The sequence below is a fragment of the Lysinibacillus xylanilyticus genome, from assembly GCF_001708185.1.
In the GTDB taxonomy this organism is placed as follows: Bacteria; Bacillota; Bacilli; order Bacillales_A; family Planococcaceae; genus Lysinibacillus; species Lysinibacillus xylanilyticus_A.
Genome location: NZ_MDDN01000030.1, coordinates 1 through 22,943, shown reverse-complemented (window position 1 = coordinate 22,943; position 22,943 = coordinate 1). Strand labels below are relative to the sequence as shown.

The window sequence follows — 22,943 nt, the reverse complement described above, 5'->3', positions numbered from 1 at the left end:
GTATAAATTTGGTCGTAAAATGACGGTTGACCTAGTTTTAGAAGCCCTTGATAACGCAGTAGCAGCGCAAAATCCAGCACCAGGACTAATTGTACACACTGATTTAGGCTCTCAATATACAAGTGAAGTTTTTGGTGAACGCTTAAAGAAATACGAAATGATCCCATCATTTAGTCAAAAAGGATGCCCGTATGACAATGCATGCATCGAATCATTTCACGCAACACTCAAAAAAGAAGAAGTATACCGAACACGTTACGACCGCTTTGAAACCGCACGCGTAGCTTTATTTAAGTACATCGAAGGCTGGCATAATCGCAAGCGAATCCACGGTAGCATTGATTATTTCACACCCGATGCGTATGAGAAAATGTGCCGAGCAGCAGTGTAAACAAGGGGTACAAAGAAATCTACCCCACCACATTTTTCGGGCGCAACTTCCATGCATTTTCCGCTCTACATCCCGAGTAGGCGGTCAAAGACTCTTTTCACGGGCTACTCGGGATGTGGAACACTCCAAAAATGGACGTTGCGCAACACACAAAAAATTAACTTGAGTGTGTCTATAATCTTGACGTAGATCCATCCTTTATTAGGATTTGTGTTCTATTTATGTTTTCACTTAAGGCTAATCAAAGATTTCATTTGTACGTTTTTACCTATAATAGATTATTTAATATATCTAGTTGTGGGAGCAATGCTTTATCAAATAGCTATCTTGACAAGATGCTCATATTGTCTTCTTGATAACAACCTCCGTAATGTCTTTCTATCAAAGAAATGTAATATGCACGAGTTATATGAATCTTTATAACTCATTCCTTTGAATACTACTTTGAATAAAGAATCCTCCTCTTTGTCACATTCAATATTCATTTTATAAATGTTAAGCTTTTTTCATATTAATTACCTTTCCATTCTCATCTCGTACAAAACGATTGCGTTCAATTATCTCTATAACTCCATTTTGTTCAAGTATGTTAATCAAATTTCGTGTTGTTTTTTCAGCTAAACCACTTGCTTCACTCATATGCCTATATACCATATAAAAATGACCATTCTTCATTGCATACCTTTTACTATACTAAATTTCCTAATGGTGGTTGTGTCAACTTTCCATACTTATTACAGAAAATTCATTTAACATTATGTCTCTGCTTGCCCAAGCTTCATCATCAACATCTTTAAAAATGAAAATCGATGTGATTCTGTAACAATGAAAAATTCAGAAATGCTTTTTTGTAATGGTACTACAACTTCATCGTACACCTCATAACATTTATGTTTAAATTCATCATCAATAGTCATTACATCAAGAAAATTAGAGTTTTCATTTCGAGTATCATAGTGAATCATATCTCTATATTTTTTTGTCCATAATATCATTTCTTTATTTTTAGCTAGTTCCTGTATTCTACATTTATTTTCCTCATCCATTGTATTTGTCCATTGTATAAACTCATCATTGCTATATTCAAATAAATTATTTATATTTTTTAAGATTGAATCTAATCCTCTTGTAAGAACCCTCATAAAAGTGTACTCATCACTAAACTTTTTTGTTGTATTTTCTATGAAAATTTTATAAATATGAATCATATAATTTAATTCCTGTAAGCAAATCAACAGCCGAAATTGTAGAGTCTGATATGTCAAAGAATTCTTTTCATCTTCAAAAAATTTCTCTGCCCTAACATCAAAACACCTAACTTCTCTTGAAATATCAGTTTTTAGAATAGGTATATTTTTATAAAATTCGATATTTTCGTCATTCAATATGTGTGGTTCAAGTTCCATTCTAGTTTCAAGCATAGTTTCCATGAAAAAAATTCGTAATTTCTCTTTGAATTCAGAATCATACATCGTTAAATAAGGATTTTCGAATTCTGAATCTAAAAAAATAAAAGTATTATATACTGTACTTCCTATTATTCTTTCACCATCTAAATATAATCCTATATTATTTTCATAACTAGCGAAGCTTTCTTCATGAACTTTTCTTATCTTTAGATAGATATCATCATTCTTTAAACTACCTCTTTTCCCAAATAATTTTATATTTTGTCTGATTTTCTTTACATTTTTATTCAATTGTATATGTGGTTCAAATGCATTTACAATTTCCTCAAAGACTAAACAATAATCCCTTAATAAAACAAAATTATATGCAGCAGTAAAGTTTTTACTATTACCACAGGAAAGTGCAATTCTATTCAAAATATATAAATCCATCATTGCAGTATTTTTCGCAGATTCCATTTTACCCCTCCTAGATTTTAGTGTATAACAAATTTCACTTTGTACCAAAAAAGTTTTTAAACCACTGTTATATTGTGCATTCATTTATTATCAATGCCTCTACCTCAGTTTCTATTATTCCTAAAATTTCTTCTCTTACCATAATGTTATATAGAAAGTAAGTAACATTACTAATATATTCATATAAATATGCGTTTTTTCTATGTCATAATCCACCTCCATATTGCAAGTGTTACTATGTACACTAATTTAGGAGGTCTACATTATGAAAATTAAAATCAATCCATATGTAGCAAAATTAACAGATAAACAGGTTTATCAAATTCTTTATTTGTACCATGAAAAGAATGTCTCACCATGTACCTTGCACCAACTTTTTATGTTGCCAAATCTACAATCCGAAATATCATGAATGATAAATCACGACAGGATTGTTATGAGGTTTTTATAAAGTATAGATATACTATGAAAGATCCGTTCGAGAAACTTGTTACTTCATATAAAGATAAGTTGTTTTAATAAATGATTATTTTCCATACAAAAAAACGCCTAGTTACGGCTAGACGGTTCTCTTATTGTTTATGTAAATATTTTATTAGTACAGTGATCATCACTTTTCTAGCACTCTTAAAAAGGTAATATTTAAACGGATTTAGTGAGTTTGGAATAACCCTATTTCTTAGAGTATTCCCTTAGCACTTTCTCCATACCATCTTTTCCACCACTAAAATAACCACCACTAAAATAACCATTACCGTAGGCTATTTTCATAACCAACAATTCATCTTCTGTGATACTATGTCAAGAAAATGGACAGGGAAAATTGAGATTTTGCTTTAAATCTAAGCGCGCTATCGCTTGCTCGCCTCACAAACAATTTAAGGGGCGTAACCCTTAAATTATTTGTAAGGTTAAAGGGGTTTAATTATATGACCTTAGTTTTCTGTGAAGTTTTGAAATATTGCTTTTCGTATGCAATGGGCGACATATAATTTGTAAAAGAATGGATACGCTTGTAGTTATAAAAACTAACGATGTATTCAATGATACTTTTCTTGGCTTGATCTCTCGTTTTATACTTTTCATGAAAAACTAACTCTCTTTTAATGACGCTATGAAATGACTCGATACATGCATTATCGTAACAGTTTCCTTTTCTGCTCATACTTGTAATCATTTTGTTAGTTCGTAATACTTGTTGGTATTCCTTCGACGCATATTGGCTCCCACGATCTGAATGATGAATGAGCTCAGGCGTTGGAGTCTGAGTTCTGATTGCTCGTTTTAAGGCGAGGATCACTAATTCCTTTGTCATTCTCTCATCCATTGCCCAACCGATGATTCGTCTTGAAAACAACTCCATAATCGTTGCTAGATAGAGCCAACCTTCACTGGTCCATATATACGTAATGTCAGCTACCCAAGCTTGTCCAGGGCGTTCTACTTTAAATTGTTGGTCTAATAGATTTGGATATACCGGTAGATTATGTTTTGAATTCGTCGTCGCTTTGTATTTTTCACTGTTTTTGAGCGAATGCCTTCTTCTTTCATAATTCGCGATACTGTTTTTTGCGATACAGAGACTCCTTCTGAATTCAATTGTTTTGTGATTTTCGGACTACCATAATTTCTTCTTGAGTCCAAATACAAATACACTCGTTTTATTTGGCTCGTTAACTTTTCTTTCCGTTCTTTTTGATTACTCTTTGGTCGGTTCAGCCACTCGTAGTAACCACTTCTTGAAACACCTAATACTTCGCACATCTTTGCCACACGGAATTCGTGTCGGTGCTGTTGAATAAAGTTGTAAACTACTTCCGGTCTTTTGCAAAGATGCCCATAGCCTTTTTTAAGATGGCATTTTCCTCTTCTAGGTCACGTATTCTTTTTTCTAATTCTTTATTTTCCTTATCCTCAGGCTTTAAATTCCCACTACCAACAAATGCAGCTTCGCCATCTTTACTAAATTTCTTTACCCAATTGTGTAATGTCTGTTCTGCAAGATCCAGCTCACGTGCAACCTCGGCAACCCTCTTGCCACTTTCAACTAATTGTACTGCCTCTAATTTAAATTCTTTGTCATAACTTTTTCGTTTTGTCATCTTAGACACTCCTAGTAAATTGTTAAGATTATTATACTTTATAAACTCCCAATTCTCAGTGTCCATTATTTAGACTAACATCACTGTTAAATCACGGTCTAAAGTATCCTCAATCTGATATTTCGTTGCTGAATCATAATCTTCTGTAAACCTTGAATCAAAATGGGTATGGAATAGGTATTCTAAAAATTTATTACGGTCAATATTCTCCATATTTTTAGTCAACGTTATCATTTGTTCAGCAGTCATAGTTTGATTATTTGTCATCGCAGCAATCACCCATATAAAACATGTTCAGATTCTAATTCTTTGGTTTCTACGTCTAAAAAATCAATTGTGATTTTTAACACTTCACCACTATTTAATTTTTTAGCCCCCCATATACGAACAATCTTATTAGCATGGTCATCTTGAAAAGTAACTTGTACGGTTCTTATTGCTTCCTCATCTTCTTTATATTCGTGGTGAATCCAGCACTCTTTAAATTCTATAGATTTTTCAGGTTGGTTTAATACATAGTCATACATTACGTTTTCTAGTTCACGAAAATCTAAACCTTTATTTTCCAAACAGATAAATTCAAATTCACCGAAATTAGTATAATGATGAATCACCTTAATTTCTATATTCACTAGATGAAATCCCCTTTTTATCTTCATTATAGCAATATCCACAAATTCTCACTATTGCTAAAATAGTTACAAAAATTCCCACAAAAAATTTTTTATGTAAATTGCCTTCACATTATAGCAAAATACCCCTTCCTGTGAGAGTAATCGAGGTGACACCTTACTATATTCCAATCCCTATCAGGTCAGTCTGACCATTGGTATTATTAGCTTTCTAGCTAATTGTGCATGAAAAGGTTCTAAAACTACTGGATAAATACATTACAGACTAGATGTCGTACATATACTAGGTCGCCCCCTATGGGTAGGCTTACCAGTTACAGCTGAGAATCCTTGCTGATATCCACTTTCCTATACAGCCACAGGGGACGTTATAAGGGTATCTCAGTTTATTCTTACTATTCTTCCTATTGGTAGTGTACGGTGATGGTTCACTGCTTCACTGGTGTTCTGAGTTCACTAGTGACGTTTACGGTGTTTAGCTGTGGTGTCGCTGTGTCTATCCTTCCTCTATCCTATCCTGTCTGTTGGTGGCTGTGTTGTTCCCTCACTGTCGTGCGTTTGTTTAGTTGCATTCCTTATGTAGCGTAGCTGTGATTTCCTGTTCGGGAGGAGGATAGGTGTTACCCATAACCATACTATCAATCGGCTATAGTTATCCATTTCCCTTCAAGGTCAGGCGTTGCAACATGTTCAATAAGTGCCATTTTCTAACGTTTTACAACTTTCTCCTCTTTCCATTATTCTTACTATCAATTATACCTTCCACTAATTAGTAGCTTCACCATTCAATTCTGTAACAAAAACCGCAAGTAAATACACCATTTTCTCGGAATTTTTAACTATACTTTTGACAGTCACTTTTGACAGTGGATGAATTCGTATTATTGCGTTGCTGTCATGCAACTGTTGAATGTCTTGACTTTTGATAGTGTACTGGGTGGGAGGTTCTGAAATTTATTAAATATAAGAGGATCGATAACTAAATGCAATAGTACGTCTGAAATGTTTTATTACCATTCTGCCTGCTTTTTCAGCATAAACAACTGTTATTGTTTCTAAAAAAGAAAAAAGCTAGGATTATCGCAATAATCCCAACTTAATTTTAATTATTTACTTCTAACGGTAGAATTTGTTGATGTACCACTAGTGTCGTTCTCAAATAATTCTCTCGTTCCCGGACCCGGTGGTGGCGGTGGCGGTGTTGATTGATTCCTTGTTTCATTTGTTTCAGAATTATTATTTCCATTAGTCATTTAATTCACCCCTTTCTATTATCTGGACCTTTTGAATTTCATCTTTGCTAACCACATCTGGCGTCATTAACACAAAAGTTAACAATAAGAAAAATGAACAAACAATCATCGATATATTTGCTAATGTTGTGAAATAAACTTTTTTATCACTCACATCTATCATGCTATCTGTACATTCAATATATTTTTTTATCATATAGTTATCAAATTCTATATCTGCTTGTTGTTCGTAACCTACGTATCCATTGTAATGATTCTTTAAAGTTAGGTAATGATTATTTATTTGATTTACCTTAGGCAAATACCTTATTTTTCTTCCCCACAAACCTATACAAAAAAACAATATTGCTACTAGCAAACAAATTGATGTTAAGGAGATAAATAATAATGCAGACCAATGATAATTATCCAGACTAAGGACTTTATTTAAGCAAAATAGATTAGCCCCTAATAGAATTACCCAAACACTAAGTGTCCATTGTAACCTTTGATGCACAACTTCTTTCCTAGCCAGTTCATTTTGATATAACTCTTTATAAAGTTCTAACTTCAAATAAATCCTACCTCTTCTACTATTATTTGTATTTTATATTATTATTTTAAACCTTAAATACTATAATTGAAATAGTGAATAATGGATATTATTATTAAATATCAATTTACTAAATCAGTACTTTCAATTGGCTATTTTTATAAAATATTTAAATGACACATAACAGAGTAGCGGAATTTAACGGAAAAACTGGAAAGTGGTATGACGCTAATACTATCCCTATTATTTGCGATATTTACATGGAAGCTGAAAAACAAGGATTAATTAAGTCTGGTCAGCAACATGTATTAGAAAAGGCAAAAATTTTATTAAGATCTTTAGCAAAGGTTGGAATTACAGCTTTAATTGATGAGGCAACCAATTACCAGGACATCAGAGGTAAAGATGAACTTCAGATTTTATTAGAAAAATTCATCTCAGAAGAATTACGTCCATACTCAAGAGAATTTAAAAGCGACTATTTTGAACAACTGTTTCGCCTTTATAAGCTCCCATACGATCCAACAACAACAAAAAGACCTCGTTATTTTGCTGGATTCACTAACAAATATGTATATGACATGTTACCTCCAAATGTATGGGAGAAATTAGATGAAAAAAATCCGCTTATATATAACAGTGAAAAGAATAGATCGGACAGAAAACATCGTTTGCATCAATATCTTTCTGAAGAGAACGGTCTTAAATTTTTGAGAAAACATTTAGAGGGTTTAGTTACCGTTATGAAACTCTCTCAAGGTATGGATGATTTTAAAGAGAAATTCGAACTTGTTTACGCCGATAAACTAAAAACGCTAGGAAGAATGAGATCACAATATCAATTAACTTTAGATATGATAGATTAGATGGATATCTTAATTTAATTGGTTATGATGATTATTATAAAATAGAAGATAACCTAATTATTCAACTAACGAATGGTTTAGTTGAATATTCGATTTCTGAAATATTCAATCTTTATTACAAAAAGCCCAATACTGAAATGAAAAATAGCCCCTATTTTGATCAATATTTGTTCAAAATAGGGGCTATTATTTTCTATAAGAAACATCATTAATAGCTGCGTTTTAATCAATCTTTATTCCAAGTCAACATGAAGAAGTTTATAGGTTGCATTCCATTCTTCTGCCGATAAATCAAATGCTTTCTCACTATGTATTTTAGGTACTGTGATGCATGCTCCTTCCAACTAAACACCATTTATAGGATTTATGCGTGCCAGATCTAATTATAGAAATATACTATACCCATTACTTAAGATGATATTTTTGTCTGTTCGAACTCTAAATTACATAACGAACAATTCTTCATAATACCCCTCTCTTCGAGTCTAAAATTTCCAATTATACAACATAGCTACCTAATTTAAATGTTCAGAAGTAAACAATTTTAATTATCTTAATCCTAGCTTCTGTCCGACTTAGAAAACTTATAAATAGCTGATTTGGTGTATCCGACACTTTTTTTGAATTATCTTTTCTGCAAATTTGTAGCATGGGGTATTAATGCTTCTGCTGGCTTAATTGCTTAATAACACTATTACGGAGGAACAAACAAATGGAACATACTATTGAAAAATCAATCGAAGAAAAAATGGAACACTTAATTACACAAAGCCTTGAGAAAATCCTTGAAAAAACATTGAATCAATCCTTGATACAAAGCTTGATTCTTACCTTGGAAAAAAGCTTGGATTTTTCCTGATAAAAACCTTGAACAAATCTTTGAAAAAAAACTTGATGAAACAATTGGACAACATAATGAGCATGCAGCTAAAGAATGGCTGAACGTTCAGGAAACTTGCGACTATATCGGAATTTCCTATAAAAGTTTACAAAAGCTTATTGATCAAGGGCTCAAAGGTAATTCAATTGGTCGCAGCAAGCGATTCTCCAAAACGGAAATCAATCACTTTTTAAAAAATGTACAAGCATAAAAAATAATGGAAAACACAAAAGGAGATCATTCTAATGACAACAATAGACAAAGCAGTTAAAGAATATATGAAAAGAGGCGTTCCTCATTATATGGTGAAGATGTATGGGGGTATCGATCCTTATACGAAAAAGCAAATCGACATTACAAAGCGTGGTTTTAAAACAAAAACTGAAGCAAAAGCTTTTTATACTCAAAAACAAGCAGAAATGCTACAACGAAATGATACTGACAATCCAAACCTTACATTTGAGCAATTCTATCATTCTTACTATGAAAAATACCTTCAAAATTGTTCCCTCGAAAAAAGTACTTTAGGAAAAATTAAAGGTATTTTCAAAAACCACATCCTTCCTTTTTACGGAGATTTAAAGCTTAAAAATATTTCTTACCAAGATACTTTGCGGTCTTTTGAAGTATGGAAAGAAAAATTAAAAAAACCGTCAAAGGTAGCAATCGAACTAAATAAATGCTTACAACAAGCTGTCTATAACGATTTCATTCCGAAAAATCCTGTTAATCTTGGTGGTTTACGATTATGGGAAAAAAAAGAAGAAAGGAAGAGAGACAATCCACAAAGTGAAAAACTGTTCTATACATCAGATGAAATAGATTTATTTATTCAAAAGCTGAAAACAACAGATGATATTTCAAAAATCGCAATTTTTCTCGTGTTTGTAAATTTAGGTTTACGCAAAGGGGAACTTCTTGCACTGCAATGGCAAGACATTGATTTTCAAAACAAAAAAATCCGTATTCATCAAGCAGTTGGTACGGACGAATCGAATAAGCCTTATATTAAAGATACGAAGAACTCGGATGAAAGAACACTTGATATTGATGAGGAAACTTTCCAAGCATTATTAAAATGGCAGGAAATTCAAACAGAGCAATTAAAATGGAAAAATCTTGAGCATCAAGGCGACAAGCAGTTTATCTTCCCAAACAATAAAAATACTTTTTATAATAACAGCAAGTTAAATGCCTGGTTAAAAAAGTTCCAAACCCAACATGGCTTAAAACTCGTTTCAGTTCATGGCTTACGTCACTCTTGTGCTACCAGTATCTATTATCAAACGAATGATGTAAAATTCATTCAACATTTCTTAGGTCACACAGGCATAACAACAACAATAGATACGTATATTCATTGCATTCCTGAATTAAGCAGTCTATTAGTAAAACGATTTAATCGTACTGCATAAATGATCATTAGTTGAATCTCAATTCGTGCCAAAGTACATTTGTATTTTGGCACTTGTTCTTTCTCTTTTTTTAACAGGTATTCGCAATATGTATAGAAATACTTAAAACTAACCCTTTTATTTATACATTAATTATAAAAAAAGCTTGGCAGAAACCTTATTAGATAAGGATCTGCCAGACTTTTTACATTTTTATTAATTGTCCCCACTTAATCGTTGCTGGTGGTTTAGAAATAATATCATACAGTACGCGGTTAATGCCTTGTACTTCGTTGACGATGCGTACTGAGATTCTTTCTAGGACGTCCCAAGGGATACGTGCCCAGTCAGATGTCATGCCGTCGATTGACGTTACGGCACGGATACCGATTGCGTAGTCATATGTACGACCATCACCCATAACACCTACTGATCGAATGTCTGGTAGTACACAGAAGTATTGCTAAATGTCTATGTTATGTTAAATTTAAAATTGAAATTTTTAGTAATTATAACATTTAAATAGTAGCACGAAAAAATCTCATTCACAATAAAAAATCAATAAATATAATGATTAATTTAAATTGAAAATCTCTCTGTTTCAACTAATACAATATCTCTAATTAGTTTATTCAGTATATATTTATTATCATCTTCTACATTTGGGACAATCAAAGCCCTAACTTCTTCTTCTGTGACAAATAAGTTACTAAAGTTATACATCAATTGTTTTCTATAAATATAATTATAAACATATGCTTTTCTTATTTGTTCTCGGACAAATTTCCTATGATATATATTATATAATTCTTCAACTTTAAATAATTTTATATTCCCATCAATCTTCTTAAAAATATTTGGAGGTGCTGAAGAATAATCCACCCTAATATTAAAATCATCATTTATACCTAATAGTGCTGATACGTAGTCTATCTCTGTTGCTTCTTCAATTTTTAGCTGTTCAATAATATTGGGTACAATTTTTTCATCTTCATTTTGGATTAGCATTTTACGAAATTTGATATAATCTATAACTCCTTTTTCATAAGGTGTATAGTGATTTTCTAAATCAACTGTGAGTGTTCTCTTAAAATCTGAATTACAAACTTTACAAGCTGGAATTAAATTATAAATAGACACTGCAAATATCGGATATTTCCCTTTATCAATGAAGTGATCTAAAGTACCTCTTGTTGATCCACTTTGCGATTCATATAAAAATATAAATTGAGTAGCACACAAAGGACAAATATTAATATCTAGTAACGATTGTAACTGATATGCGTTAAATACAGGATCGCTATAAAAGTATTTATATTCAGCATGAAACATTTTCTTAAGTTTATTATGTACCCTTTTCTTAGTAGATTCTGTAGATATTCTATTCAATACCTCTGTGTACTCTTCTTTAATTTCAAATAATGTTTCTAAATCACTTAATACTATTTCTTTAAAATGATCTATTACAAACTTAAATACATCCTTACCTAATTTACTTCTTTCACCACGATAAGCTGCCTCAAGTTTTTTATTAATTCTACCACTTTTATTTACATTTTCTTCTCCAAATAAAAATTCCGTATGTCTAGAAATAATTTTTTCTGTCACATTTAACTCAATCAATTCTATCACTTCGATTCTTAATTTTATTTAATTCAGATTCGAGATATTTAATACGGTATTCAATTGAATTATTTGAAGCTAGGACAACTTTTTCATTATAAATTTGTAATAACTTATTTTTTATTAGTGGTTCACCTATTAAATCTATGAACTGTTTATATTTCTCTTTATGAGCGTCTACTTCATTTGGAGTAGCGTTTAAAAATTCTTTGATAAAACCATTTATTTTATTCTTAGCAAATTTGCCCATTAATCCATCACTAATAAAAAATGAATTCGTAAACAATTCATTAATATTAGCACCAAAAGTTCTAATACTACCTTCTAGATCATTTTTTGTTAGTGAACTATTAGATAAGAATGTCACGTTGCTATTTGGAAAATCTGATAAAACAAAAGGTGAATGTGTAGTTAAAATTACTTGTACATTTCCTTTGAATAAAATTTCAATTAATCTCAAAAAATAATATAACCAATCTTTTTGCCATTGAGGGTGAAAATATAAGTCGCACTCATCAAGTAATAATAAATAGTTATAGTCTTTTAATTTTTCCGATACTGTGAATTTCTCTACATCATCTTCCATTTCAAAGTATTCTTCATTGAGATCCATTTCATTTAAATTCGATAATAAATCTTCCTCTACTTCGTGTAATGCATTATAGAATCTACCAAAAAGATTCAACAGCCCCAATTGTCCACTACTCATATCAGACCAATGTAAGCTAATTAATCCTTGTGAGTAAAAGTTTTCTCTATAATATTTAATGAATTTAGATGTAGCCTCATCATTAATTAAATAATGAGTTTCATTTAAACCTTCATAAATTTTTATCTCTCTGGTTAATTCTAAAAGCTTTGTATATTTCTCACCTATGCTATTTAGCTTTGATTTTATTTCCGATAAATTTTTTACTTGTAAAAGTTTTAATACTTTAAGTATTCCTTTGTAAATGATTTTTATTATATCCCTATCATTTGATCCGTAGAAAAATGCTTCCTCAACCATATCTTCATGTAAATCTGGATACTTTCTCAGAACCTTAGCTACTTCAATACAATAGGTTTTTACGATATCTAAAGTTAGGGTATCAATTAACTCATTATCTGGCTGAAAATTAAAATGCATATTAGCAACATCTTCAAACGAAAAATCATTTATATAGTTCTCAAATTTTTCAGATAGCATGGATAAATTTATATTTTGCTTACCATTTTTTATGTAAATTTTATTCGGTAGTTCTAAAATCTTACCTATTTCTAAAGTATCTAGATACTCATTAGAAAAGAATATTTGATTTGTAGAATCTGCATCTAATACCATTGCAGCATTGTCATATGTAGCTAATAGTTCATTTGTTGTTATATTCATAATACTCGGGAGATCCTTTAATCGAGGATTTCCAAAATCTTTTAATTCGTTTTCAAAAATCTCTATATTTCTATTCTTATTATCGAAATAACGTACATCAAACACATTAGAAAAAAATATAGTCACTAAATTCCCTAATATAGGATCTAGAGATTCATCTTTTAAAGAAACTATATTTGATTCATCTTCAATTCTGACATCAATATTAGTATCTATATAAAGTTTTCCCATATCTTCAAATATTGTAATAAAGCCTTTGTCAAAACTACCTTTTTGTATATATTCAAGAATAAAATCTAATAAAGTGGATTTCCCTGTACCATTCTCTCCAACTATCGCAGACATATGAATATTAATATCACTTTTATCTACCTCAAAAAAATCTTTAACAAAGTGGTTATTAGGTTTAATACTAATTTGCTTTTCATTAAATTCAATAATATACTTACTACCAAAATTAGTTTGAAAGTTTTTTATTTTTTTATATTCCTCTATCCAAACAAATATCAGATTCATAAACAACCTCCAAAATTATCTATTTTTAATAGATTATCATGATAAAGTGTTTGCTACAAAAAAATTTCAAACTAGCTTATATATACCATATGCTAGATAGCACTATATACACCTCCCCCATTCATACTTCATCATATTTCTTAATCCTTTTTCACTTATATTGATACTTTTCTTTTTATTATTCATCAACCTTTCAGCAGATTGATCGTAAGCCCGAAATATAAAAAATAAGCGCACCTTCTCGGTACGCACGACGAATAGCCATCTATCCTAATTTTTTTCGGATAGATGGCTATTTTGCACATGTGGCTTGGATTTTTTTCGACCAAGGCATGTAATTCTTTAAAATCTCTGGCTGCTGGTGAATCGGTAAATTTGGCAATTCTGTCATTAACGTCACTAGGTATTGATAGAAATCGATACCGTTTGCTTTTGCCGTTTCAGCCAAACTTAAACAGATGGCATTCGCTTTAGCGCCTGCTTCACTAACAGAGAAAAGCCAGTTCTTACGACCAATCACATTTGGACGAATCGCATTTTCAGCCGGATTATTATCAATTTCAATCCTACCGTCGAACAGAAAAGCTTTTAATCCATGTACACGATTTAATGTGTATTCCGCAGCTTTGGCTAAGGCATTTTTTCCGAAGAAAGGTGATTCATCCACCCATTTTAAGAATTTCTCTACAATCGGCTTTGAATGTTTTTGCCGTGATTTCCGGCGTTTACCTGGTGAAAGATGCTTGAATTGACGTTCTAGGTGATACAGTTGATCACAATAATCCACGCCAATTTGCCCGTTTTTGCTATCAGCTTTCAGCCAATAGCGTCGCACATGCGCCCAACAGTTGGCGAAAGTGACATCAGGTAGATTCCCGTATGCAGAATAACCATCACAAATCACAGTTCCTTGAAAGCCAGCTATAAAGTCTGCTAATACAGAACGGCTTCTCGATAAAGCGCTTTGGAAAAGAACGATGATCGGTCCTTGACTTGGCACACTTCGGGACACCCAATTATAGGCGTTCGATTGACCGGATTTTCCGTCTGAACGATTGATTATTTGCGCATAGGTTTCATCCACATGTAGAACAGATTTTGCTGTTAATGTCTGCTTCATCTGTTCATAAACCGGTAGAAGCCAATCTTCAGCTGCACGGATCACCCAATTTGATAAGTTCTTATCATTCGTAAGCAGGCCATATCGTTCCCACTCCTTTACCTGACGGTAAAGAGGCAAGTATTGGATGAACTTATCATAGATCAGTTTTGCTAGAACGGTAGGTCCCGCAATGCTTCGCTGAATGGCAGCTTGTGGGCTTTCCCACGTTTCATTTGTGCTTTTTGTGTGGCATCCATTTTACAGTGCTTGCACTCGTAGGCATGTTCAATATGCTGGATGCGCATCATTTTTGCCGGAATGAATTTTGCTTCTTCACGCGCAATAGTTGTACCGGCTTCGGTCATTTGGCCAAGGCAACAGTCGCATTGTGTATTTGTGGGGTGATGATGAACTTCTTCTATTTCAATCCCTTCATGAAAAGAATCATTCCGTTTTTTCTTATGTAATTTACGCTCAACGGTATACGTAACAGTTGGCGTGCTTTGTTCTTCTGTCTGCTCAGAATCGCTAAAAGACGGATCGTCTTCGAATAAAGAACCTTGTCCGTCTGGTGCTTGGTACTTTGATTTTTCCGATTTTGAACCGTATAAAGCCTTGGTTAATTGGCGAACTTGTTCAGTCAATGCTTCAATTTGTCGATTTGACTGAGCTAATTGTTGCTCAAGCATTCGAATTAATTGTTCATTTTGATTTTCTCGCTTAGGAACGTTCGTCAAATCATTCACCACATTTCCGTTCAGTATAGTTGTGGATTATTATATCATCTTAATAGGTGGGTTTAAAAGACACCTTTTGCAGATTTCATAATCGCTTTTGGTTGCTGAAGCGATAAACCTTCTAAAAGCCAGCGAAGTTCCTTTTGTGAAAGGTTACGTACTTCCTTTTCATCTTTTGGCCATTGCAGTTTGCCATTATCTAATCGTTTATAAAGTATGGCGAAGCCATCTCCATCAAAATACAAACATTTATAACGGTCTTTACTCGTTCCAGAAAATAAGAAGATGGAATCACTATATGGATCGAGTTTAAAAGAATCCTGAATGAGTGCTGCGAGACCGTCGATACCTTTACGCATATCGGTCTTACCGCAAATAATGTAGATGTTCTGCACGCTCGTAAAATCTTGCTTCATTGATTATTCAACTCCTTCAGGATCGTTTGGATGATGCGCTCATCTACGCCATTAAAGAAGAAAATTTCAGCACTAGTTGTTTTAATGATGCAGCTCGGCTCAGGAGAGTTTTGTGGTGAAGTTGTTGATGAAGAGTTGTCAGTGATCGGATCTAGTGTCACAGGGACAATTGTTAGTTTGGTAGTTGACATAAAGAAGCACCTCCTCTAATTTTGATACATTTATCATCGTACCGGAGGTCCTGGTTATTTATATGCGTTATTTGATTACGGGCTTACCCGTTATTGACTTATTTAGTAATATTTTCATAATTATTCATAGTATCTAATCAACAAATAGCTTTGACGATTGATTTTTCATCATTCGTCAAAGCTATTTTAAATTCCCCAATATATAACTTATTAAATAATTAATACACTATAATACAATTTTCATTAAAAACATCATTAATGCATTCAAATGTAGCTTTCTCAAAACACTCTATAATATATTGAGTAGCAATAATTCGAGAAGAACTAAAATAATTATCTTGTGTGTATTGTAATAGATTTGAAAAGCGTTTGTGCTGCGTCATATAAATATCGCTATTTCTTGAGAATCCATTTTTATATGAATCATCCAATACCTTAGCTGCAAACTTTTTACCTATATCATTAGAAATTTTTCGATTAATAATTTCTTTAAGAAATGTAATTTCCTCGTCTCCACCTAACACTATTTCTGGATTTAAATTAATAGCATTTCGTGATAATTCCTTTGCATAATTTCCTATTTCAAGTACAAATTTTGTCTCAATATTTTCATAGCCATATTGATTGGCTAAAACTTTTGAAAAATGAGGTACACATATTTTCCATTTACGAATACATGCGGCCACAGTAGATGCGTACAACTTCTTATCTTTACACTCTGCTACTAAATTATAGAATAAAGCTGATACAGATATCCTTCTATCGGTATCTACCAATAATGAGTAAGCTTTATCCTCAATAACTTTAATGCGTATCTTATTACCATTATTTTTTTCAGCACGATTTAAAGCACAAATCAACTTTGAAATTGCATGTTCATAAACTACATTATTTTCTTCTAAACAAGTATCTAACTCATCATTTCCTGAAATAAGACCATACTTAAATATACCTTTAATAAGTGGCTTATTCTTACTACTATTATCAAACACACTAGACTCAAAAGATTGAATTAGTTCATCTTGTTCTTTGCTAGAAGTTGTAAATATCTCATTCCAACTAATTTCTATCTTTTTTCTACGCGTAAATCTATTTTGTCCTACATTTTCTGATACTTTAGACTGCATAAATGTATCCCATTTTGTGAACATTAAATAAACGCCAATATTCCCTTTAGCTTTAGTTAAAAACTCACGCATAGCTTGATACCCATTTTTAGCTGTTGCGTTAACATCCGAACTGATAACAAAAATAACTTTTTCTGAATGATATTGAGAAAGAATATCTAATATACGTTCATACTCATCTCCTGTCTCTTTACCTTGTTCATGGAATAGTCCCATAGTATCAATAAATCTAATAACATGTATTTTCATGTCATTATATTCTGAAACAACGAAGGCATCCATATCTATTTCAGGATCCTCAAAAACCCAATCAGCGCCTCTAAAAACAAATGAAAGCTTTGATAACAAATACTCTTTAGATCCATTTTCGCTTTTCAGCAAAATATCTCTAATTTTTTGTTCAGTATCATCTCCACTTAAAACTACAAAAAATTCATTTTCACCGTCATCTTCCACACCAACATATGTGATTTCTTGCATTTCATTTAGTATTTGCTTAAATTGTTCGACTCCAGAGTTTAAACATTCTATAACATAAGTCCAAAACTCATTAACATAACGTTCTAAGTTTTTGATTGTGCCAATTTTTTCAGAAAAAAGATTATTTGCATACTGGCCTTTTTTATTATTGGCCTTTTGTATCGCCATTACCTCTTCATACAGTTCAACCATATCGTTAATAGGAAAACCCGAAATGATTTCGACAACTCTCTTCTTTTCATCCGTACCGAAAGCTGCTATTTTATATGCCAAAGAATCATTAGATGGTGTTTTTAGAGCAATATTTAGAGTTTTCTCAATTTTATTTTCAAATGTATTATTGTCTATTCTTTTATTCTGTGAACACTCCTTTGCTGCAGAAAATAATACACTTCCAAGAAGTTTGTTATCGTCCCCAACATCGGCCACAGTCTTTTTACATATACGTCCATGTATATATAGCTTATTTTCATCTATTTCTGGATCATCAGTAATATTTATTTCAGCATTAACTAAGCTCCCTTTACCACTGGAAGCTCTTTCGCTTAATAATTCAGAAGGTTTCTCCCCTTTAGCCATACCAGCAAACAATGTGCTTTTTCCTGCTTCAGTCGCACCTACTATAGTATTAGCAGCTCCTTTGCCTTCATTGCGCATAATACTACTAATAACTTGATCTTCATGTAACATAATCCTGTTACCTCCTAGTATTCAAATTATTAAATTATACAACAAAAAAACCTTCTGAATTGTCAGAAAGGCTGATTTCTACCAATATTAAATGTAGGTAAACAATATGCATACCAAAACACTATAATACGAATCAGAATCTTCTTGACATCTCTTACATGAATCAAAATCTATGACTCATGCTGCTTAGAATTTTCATTATCAATAATTTAATTATTCATAATTTAAACCACAACGATATAATTGTCAATAATTAAACTTCTATTTTGACCAAATAATTCTGATATTTTGTATTAAACTCCTGCTTTTGTATACACTTTTTATACCTAAAATCAATTTAATAATTCGATTTTAAGTATAAAAAGGAGTTAATCATGTAAACCATAAAATTTCCTAAAAAAATAAAGCATAAACCTTCCAAACGGAAAATTTATGCTTTACGTCACATTGATTTGACTACGTTTGTGGTCATTTTTTTATGGAGACGGCGGGAGTCGAACCCGCGTCCAGAAACTCCAATACTTCAGCTTCTACGCGTGTAGTTTGCCTATTTACAATTCACGTAACATTATGCCGACCTTAGAGCCACAAGCATTTGAGAGCTGTCCACATTTCTATATTCAACAATTTTCTCCACTAGGGAGTATTACATATTTACGAACTTGGTTCAAAGACCTTACTTATTTCATTATATACCAATTAGTTATCATATGAAATCATTTCGTGAACAATTTCAAATTCGTACTAAAACTTGATTTTAAATCAGAATTTCAAGAATAATCAATTCAACAAATTAAGCAAGTAATTCACGCACTTCTTTTTCCAAGCCGTAACAAGTCACTCTTAAAGCCTCTAAAATTTTCGATAAATTCTTGTTACGTGTTATGTTGTAATATTTTCTTCTGTCAATTATTGCATCATGATATTGATTAATATCTAACAACTCTTCATTATTCCAAAGTGTATTTGATAAATCCATTTCTACAAATGGTGATGTAGCCAGCCCATTATTGTCAGTTATCATAGCCCTCATTTTTAAGGAATTAAAAATTCTCCAGCAGTTTTCATCCCCAGTAACAAATATCGGTACTTTCGTTCTGTCAAAAAACTTTTGTGTAACTAACACTGGAAATGTTAAATCTATTGCAGCATTCCAAATGGCATGAATTACTTCTTCTCTTTGTTTCCTCTTTTTCTTTTGAGGATGAATTAATTTTTGGGATTTATCTTCTCCACTTAATAGTAAATGACCAAATAAAATATTTGTTGCGCCTAAAAAATCTAAATCTTCTTCTAAAAAGTCTAGATATAATTTCATTTTATCAACATTTTCCCATTCACTTTTTTCTTCTACAAGCAAATATAATTTTAGTAAACATGCATAATTCAAAAATAGTTGATTCTGAAATACCCCACTTTGTTCCAATGCCTTCATTTTAGATGGCTGTTTTAAACTATTATCTTTAATAGGAGTGTCGAATTTAATCAATTTACTATGTTCTATCATTTGTAAGTAATCCATAGAAAATAAATTGCTTAATGCATTAAAAGCGTCAAAAAATTTATCTTCAATAATTTCAAAATTACTTTTACTTCTTGACGATTCTTCTAATCCTAAATAAAAATCTACTTCTAAATCATTGTATTCAATTAAATACAACAGTTTCTTTAGCTCGCCCCATATCTCTGTCCTAGCTGTTATTACACTAGGTTCTTTATAAAAATCCCTAAGAAATATACAAATATTTGAGTCTAAAATTAACTCCACTTTATCATTTCCAATATTATCAATAATTGATTCTATATCATTTATATCCTCATCAATAAACATTGAACTGTACAAGAACTTCATTTCATCACCTCTTCAATTATATAATTGTGACATTTATCCACATGAACATCCAATTTATAAAAGTATACCTACTTGATAGCTCTTAATTTTCTAAAAGAACGCTATACTTTTAATGCTATCCTCAATTGCTTCCTCTGTAATGCAAATATAACGCAATGTAGTCTTTTGTGAGGAGTGATTAAATATCTCCATCAACGTTGCTACATCTTTAGTAGCTTGATAGTACGTGTAGCCGAATGTTTTCCGCATCGTATGTGTGCCGATTGAATGGTTGCCTATCATATCGCCAGCTTTAGCAATAATACGATAAGCCTGTGTCGTTGTGATGTGACTATCACCTTTGCGACTAGGGAACAAATAAATAGCATTGGCTGGCAGTGTTTCAATATAATCTGCAATATCAGCCATAATATTGTTTAAATAAACCGTTCTTTCCTTCTTCGTTTTACCTTCACGAATCTTGAATGAAGATTTGCCTTTCACTTGTTCCACTTTCAAAGCCACTAAGTCACCACATCTTAATCCTGTTGAAATGCCTATTTTAAATAATAGCTGGTCACGCAATCCATTTTGCGACATTCCTAACGCTTCTATTAATTCATTAATTTCTTGTTTACTTTTTATGGGTTGTACATCTATCAACATGCCCATTTTCTCGTTCATATTTGCCATACTTTTACCGCCCCTTTTATGTATGCTAATTTAATTATTTTTACAATACCATACATTTAATGGAATAACAATTAAAGAATGGCTTTATATCAATATTTTATATGTATCCTTTTCATAAAAGCATACATTAATTTATTTTCTAAATATATTGTATTTGTTTTATTCAAACAAATTTTAAATCAGATTAATAGGGAGACAAACTCCTTACTATTTAAGCATTTCAAAAAAGTAAAGTATTTCTATCATTTTTTATCATAATATATAAAATTCGACATAATATACCCTAAATGGTAATATAGTTACAAAAGGAGGGAATATTATGAAAAACCATATTTATCAAGTTCACTATTTAAAACAGTCCAATTCACCTAAAGCTCGTTTTAAAGATTTAAAGTATCTAATAAGAGAATCTGATTTAGATAAATTAATAGGTGAAACATTCCCACTAACTGAATTTGATTTAGAATCTGAGATGTTAATAGAAGGTTCTAAAGAATTATTAACATTGTTTGAAAAAGTAGATGAAGAAAAGTTGGATATAATAGAAGAGCTTCGAAATATGGAGTATATCGGTTTATCTGATAACAATGAAATTATTTTAAGATTTAATAATAAAGATTTAGAAGAGGATTTTAATGCAATAGGAATATACGATTTCACATACGATTTTTTAGATGATATTTTTCATATGGGTAAATTTTCAAAATATTGTATCTCAAACTCTTATCGTGATTTGTTAAAAGAAAATATTATTCAATTATTCGAAAAAGAACCCTCCCTACAAAAACAATATAGATTAATTAAAAATAATGAAAAATGGTTTTTAAGGGGTCTTACTTCTACACGTTATAACAATTATGATAACCACCTTGCAATCTATTTAACATTAATTTTTCTTCAAAAATATTGCGAAAAGAATGGAACAACATTTGTTGTAGAAAAAGCATTCTTAACAGACTCTGCTATTAACATATTTTTCAATCAAGAAAACCCGATTACAATTGATAAAATAGGCGATATATACTTTGGTGTTTATATTTCCAACAACGAAATAAAAGAAGGGAAATTTTCCCTCGAACTGAGATATACCATTGTTAATGATAAGAACCAGAGCTTTAGTGGAATTTCTGATTTTGTTTTTAACATTAATCATTCAACTGGTGTTAATACTGTTAAAGATAAGTTGATTAATTCTAATAAAATAAACGATTTAAAATTACGTACTCTTGACCATATGAAAAATATAAAAGATAGTGAATTAACTCAAAATCAACTTTATATGATATTTAAAAAAATTCAAAACTCTAGACAAAAATTAAGCACAGCTTCTAGAGATAGCGCTAAAAAATTATATGATAAAAATCTAGTTACTAATACATTAACGATAATTGAAGCATTTGATAAAATAAATCAAATTACAACAGATGTTGAAGAGAAAATATATTTAGAGAGAATCTACAACGAAATAATTATAGAATTAGGGAAATCATAGCAAATAAAGACCTTCATATTTTTGGAGGTCTTTTTCGTTTATCAATTAATTAAAACCCTCACTTTAATGTAAGGGCTTTAAAATATTTGATTTAAATTGTGTTGGAAGTGCTATAAAATGTTCTATGTCACATGTCTTCAATTGATTAATTTCAATTGAAATAGTGGATCTACGTCAAGATTATAGACACACTCAAGTTAATTTTTTGTGTGTTGCGCAACGTCCATTTTTGGAGTGTTCCACATCCCGAGTAGCCCGTCAAAGTGAAAAGAGCCTTTGACCGCCTACTCGGGATGTAGAGCGGAAAATATATGGAAGTTGCGCCCGAAAAATGTGGAGGGGTAGATTTTTTTGTACCCCTTTTTTACGCTGCTGCTCGGCACATTTTCTCATACGCATCGGGTGTGAAATAATCAATGCTACCGTGGATTCGCTTGCGATTGTACCAGCCTTCGATGTACTTAAATAAAGCTACGCGTGCGGTTTCAAAGCGGTCGTAACGTGTTCGGTATACTTCTTCTTTTTTGAGTGTTGCGTGAAATGATTCGATGCATGCATTGTCATAAGGGCATCCTTTTCGACTAAATGATGGGATCATTTCGTATTTCTTTAAGCGTTCACCAAAAATTTCACTTGTATATTGAGAGCCTAAATCAGTGTGTACAATTAGTCCTGGTGCTGGATTTTGCGCTGCTACTGCGTTATCAAGGGCTTCTAAAACTAGGTCAACCGTCATTTTACGACCAAATTTATAC

The 22,943-nt window shown here is 31.7% G+C and carries 20 protein-coding genes and 3 pseudogenes; 7 read left to right on the top strand and 16 right to left on the bottom strand.

The annotated features are described in order from the left end of the window. A partial coding sequence (locus BFJ97_RS22860; protein WP_139114506.1) for an integrase core domain-containing protein occupies nt 1–391 on the top strand: 391 nt, incomplete at its 5' end. A 495-nt stretch (nt 392–886) separates the two neighbouring features. Here the strand turns inward: BFJ97_RS22860 and BFJ97_RS22855 are convergent. Both BFJ97_RS22855 and BFJ97_RS22850 read right to left on the bottom strand, forming a co-directional pair. Continuing rightward, a complete protein-coding gene (locus BFJ97_RS22855; RefSeq protein ID WP_068986900.1) occupies nt 887–1,066 on the bottom strand; it encodes a hypothetical protein in 180 nt (59 codons plus the stop codon). Nucleotides 1,067–1,146: 80 nt separating this feature from the next. Further along, a complete protein-coding gene (locus BFJ97_RS22850; protein WP_068986899.1) occupies nt 1,147–2,259 on the bottom strand; it encodes a hypothetical protein in 1,113 nt (370 codons plus the stop codon). A 265-nt stretch (nt 2,260–2,524) separates the two neighbouring features. Between BFJ97_RS22850 and BFJ97_RS24980 the strand changes: the two genes are divergently transcribed. Further along, nucleotides 2,525–2,671, top strand: a complete 147-nt coding sequence (locus BFJ97_RS24980) for a hypothetical protein (RefSeq protein ID WP_175401851.1) — start codon at nt 2,525–2,527, stop codon at nt 2,669–2,671. Nucleotides 2,672–3,184: 513 nt separating this feature from the next. On the opposite strand, the pseudogene BFJ97_RS22845 reads toward BFJ97_RS24980, so the two are convergent. From BFJ97_RS22845 to BFJ97_RS22825, 4 genes and pseudogenes are all read right to left on the bottom strand, one after another. Next, nucleotides 3,185–4,361, bottom strand: a pseudogene (locus BFJ97_RS22845) (IS3 family transposase). Nucleotides 4,362–4,430: 69 nt separating this feature from the next. Continuing rightward, nucleotides 4,431–4,628, bottom strand: coding sequence for a hypothetical protein (locus BFJ97_RS22835; RefSeq protein ID WP_068986898.1), 198 nt, complete (start codon nt 4,626–4,628; stop codon nt 4,431–4,433). 8 nt (nt 4,629–4,636) lie between these two features. Continuing rightward, nucleotides 4,637–4,993, bottom strand: a complete 357-nt coding sequence (locus BFJ97_RS22830) for a hypothetical protein (protein ID WP_139114505.1) — start codon at nt 4,991–4,993, stop codon at nt 4,637–4,639. A 1,245-nt stretch (nt 4,994–6,238) separates the two neighbouring features. Beyond that, nucleotides 6,239–6,799, bottom strand: a complete 561-nt coding sequence (locus BFJ97_RS22825; protein WP_068986896.1) for a hypothetical protein — start codon at nt 6,797–6,799, stop codon at nt 6,239–6,241. 152 nt (nt 6,800–6,951) lie between these two features. Between BFJ97_RS22825 and BFJ97_RS22820 the strand changes: the two genes are divergently transcribed. From BFJ97_RS22820 to BFJ97_RS22815, 4 genes are all read left to right on the top strand, one after another. Next, on the top strand, nt 6,952–7,644 hold the full coding sequence (locus tag BFJ97_RS22820) for a P63C domain-containing protein (protein WP_083227139.1): 693 nt from the start codon (nt 6,952–6,954) through the stop codon (nt 7,642–7,644). A 712-nt stretch (nt 7,645–8,356) separates the two neighbouring features. After that, entirely contained in the window at nt 8,357–8,503 is a 147-nt protein-coding gene (locus tag BFJ97_RS24975) for a hypothetical protein (protein ID WP_175401850.1), read from the top strand. After that, a complete protein-coding gene (locus tag BFJ97_RS25760; RefSeq protein WP_139114507.1) occupies nt 8,493–8,735 on the top strand; it encodes a helix-turn-helix domain-containing protein in 243 nt (80 codons plus the stop codon). Before BFJ97_RS24975 ends, BFJ97_RS25760 begins: the two co-directional genes overlap by 11 nt. Before the next feature lie 34 nt (nt 8,736–8,769). After that, a complete protein-coding gene (locus tag BFJ97_RS22815) occupies nt 8,770–9,939 on the top strand; it encodes a tyrosine-type recombinase/integrase (protein WP_068986895.1) in 1,170 nt (389 codons plus the stop codon). A 184-nt stretch (nt 9,940–10,123) separates the two neighbouring features. Here BFJ97_RS22815 and BFJ97_RS22810 read toward each other — a convergent pair. The 9 genes and pseudogenes from BFJ97_RS22810 to BFJ97_RS22770 all read right to left on the bottom strand — a co-directional run. Beyond that, a pseudogene (locus BFJ97_RS22810) lies at nt 10,124–10,381 on the bottom strand (glutamine-hydrolyzing GMP synthase); the annotation flags it as partial. Nucleotides 10,382–10,497: 116 nt separating this feature from the next. Beyond that, nucleotides 10,498–11,526, bottom strand: coding sequence for a hypothetical protein (locus BFJ97_RS22805; protein ID WP_139114504.1), 1,029 nt, complete (start codon nt 11,524–11,526; stop codon nt 10,498–10,500). A gap of 7 nt (nt 11,527–11,533) precedes the next feature. After that, nucleotides 11,534–13,429, bottom strand: a complete 1,896-nt coding sequence (locus tag BFJ97_RS22800; RefSeq protein ID WP_068986892.1) for an AAA family ATPase — start codon at nt 13,427–13,429, stop codon at nt 11,534–11,536. Between the two features lie 292 nt (nt 13,430–13,721). Continuing rightward, nucleotides 13,722–15,220 (bottom strand): annotated as a pseudogene (gene tnpC, locus BFJ97_RS25330) (IS66 family transposase). A 110-nt stretch (nt 15,221–15,330) separates the two neighbouring features. Next, on the bottom strand, nt 15,331–15,684 hold the full coding sequence (gene tnpB, locus BFJ97_RS22790) for an IS66 family insertion sequence element accessory protein TnpB (RefSeq protein WP_068984462.1): 354 nt from the start codon (nt 15,682–15,684) through the stop codon (nt 15,331–15,333). Next, entirely contained in the window at nt 15,681–15,875 is a 195-nt protein-coding gene (locus tag BFJ97_RS22785; RefSeq protein WP_068984494.1) for a hypothetical protein, read from the bottom strand. Before BFJ97_RS22785 ends, tnpB begins: the two co-directional genes overlap by 4 nt. A gap of 218 nt (nt 15,876–16,093) precedes the next feature. Then, on the bottom strand, nt 16,094–18,172 hold the full coding sequence (locus BFJ97_RS22780; protein WP_068984493.1) for a hypothetical protein: 2,079 nt from the start codon (nt 18,170–18,172) through the stop codon (nt 16,094–16,096). A 793-nt stretch (nt 18,173–18,965) separates the two neighbouring features. Beyond that, nucleotides 18,966–20,024, bottom strand: a complete 1,059-nt coding sequence (locus BFJ97_RS22775; RefSeq protein ID WP_068984492.1) for a hypothetical protein — start codon at nt 20,022–20,024, stop codon at nt 18,966–18,968. A gap of 90 nt (nt 20,025–20,114) precedes the next feature. Next, nucleotides 20,115–20,696 carry a tyrosine-type recombinase/integrase gene (locus tag BFJ97_RS22770; protein ID WP_083226989.1) on the bottom strand — a complete coding sequence of 194 codons (582 nt, stop codon included), beginning with the start codon at nt 20,694–20,696 and terminating at the stop codon, nt 20,115–20,117. Nucleotides 20,697–21,015: 319 nt separating this feature from the next. Here BFJ97_RS22770 and BFJ97_RS22765 point away from each other — a divergent pair, with 319 nt between their 5' ends. Further along, complete coding sequence (locus BFJ97_RS22765) at nt 21,016–22,188, top strand: hypothetical protein (RefSeq protein ID WP_068984491.1); 1,173 nt, start codon at nt 21,016–21,018, stop codon at nt 22,186–22,188. A 364-nt stretch (nt 22,189–22,552) separates the two neighbouring features. On the opposite strand, the gene BFJ97_RS22760 is transcribed toward BFJ97_RS22765, so the two are convergent. Then, nucleotides 22,553–22,943 (bottom strand): integrase core domain-containing protein (locus BFJ97_RS22760; RefSeq protein WP_139114414.1); only part of this gene is annotated, 391 nt, incomplete at its 5' end.

Bases quoted from the DNA above. Each gene is read 5' to 3' on its own strand.
- BFJ97_RS22855 (WP_068986900.1), bottom strand. From the start codon at position 1,066: ATGAAGAATGGTCATTTTTATATGGTATATAGGCATATGAGTGAAGCA.
- BFJ97_RS22850 (WP_068986899.1), bottom strand. From the start codon at position 2,259: ATGGAATCTGCGAAAAATACTGCAATGATGGATTTATATATTTTGAAT.
- BFJ97_RS24980 (WP_175401851.1), top strand. From the start codon at position 2,525: ATGAAAATTAAAATCAATCCATATGTAGCAAAATTAACAGATAAACAG.
- BFJ97_RS22835 (WP_068986898.1), bottom strand. From the start codon at position 4,628: ATGACAAATAATCAAACTATGACTGCTGAACAAATGATAACGTTGACT.
- BFJ97_RS22820 (WP_083227139.1), top strand. From the start codon at position 6,952: ATGACACATAACAGAGTAGCGGAATTTAACGGAAAAACTGGAAAGTGG.
- BFJ97_RS24975 (WP_175401850.1), top strand. From the start codon at position 8,357: ATGGAACATACTATTGAAAAATCAATCGAAGAAAAAATGGAACACTTA.
- BFJ97_RS22815 (WP_068986895.1), top strand. From the start codon at position 8,770: ATGACAACAATAGACAAAGCAGTTAAAGAATATATGAAAAGAGGCGTT.
- BFJ97_RS22800 (WP_068986892.1), bottom strand. From the start codon at position 13,429: ATGAATCTGATATTTGTTTGGATAGAGGAATATAAAAAAATAAAAAAC.
- tnpB (WP_068984462.1), bottom strand. From the start codon at position 15,684: ATGAAGCAAGATTTTACGAGCGTGCAGAACATCTACATTATTTGCGGT.
- BFJ97_RS22785 (WP_068984494.1), bottom strand. From the start codon at position 15,875: ATGTCAACTACCAAACTAACAATTGTCCCTGTGACACTAGATCCGATC.
- BFJ97_RS22780 (WP_068984493.1), bottom strand. From the start codon at position 18,172: ATGTTACATGAAGATCAAGTTATTAGTAGTATTATGCGCAATGAAGGC.
- BFJ97_RS22775 (WP_068984492.1), bottom strand. From the start codon at position 20,024: ATGAAGTTCTTGTACAGTTCAATGTTTATTGATGAGGATATAAATGAT.
- BFJ97_RS22770 (WP_083226989.1), bottom strand. From the start codon at position 20,696: ATGGCAAATATGAACGAGAAAATGGGCATGTTGATAGATGTACAACCC.
- BFJ97_RS22765 (WP_068984491.1), top strand. From the start codon at position 21,016: ATGAAAAACCATATTTATCAAGTTCACTATTTAAAACAGTCCAATTCA.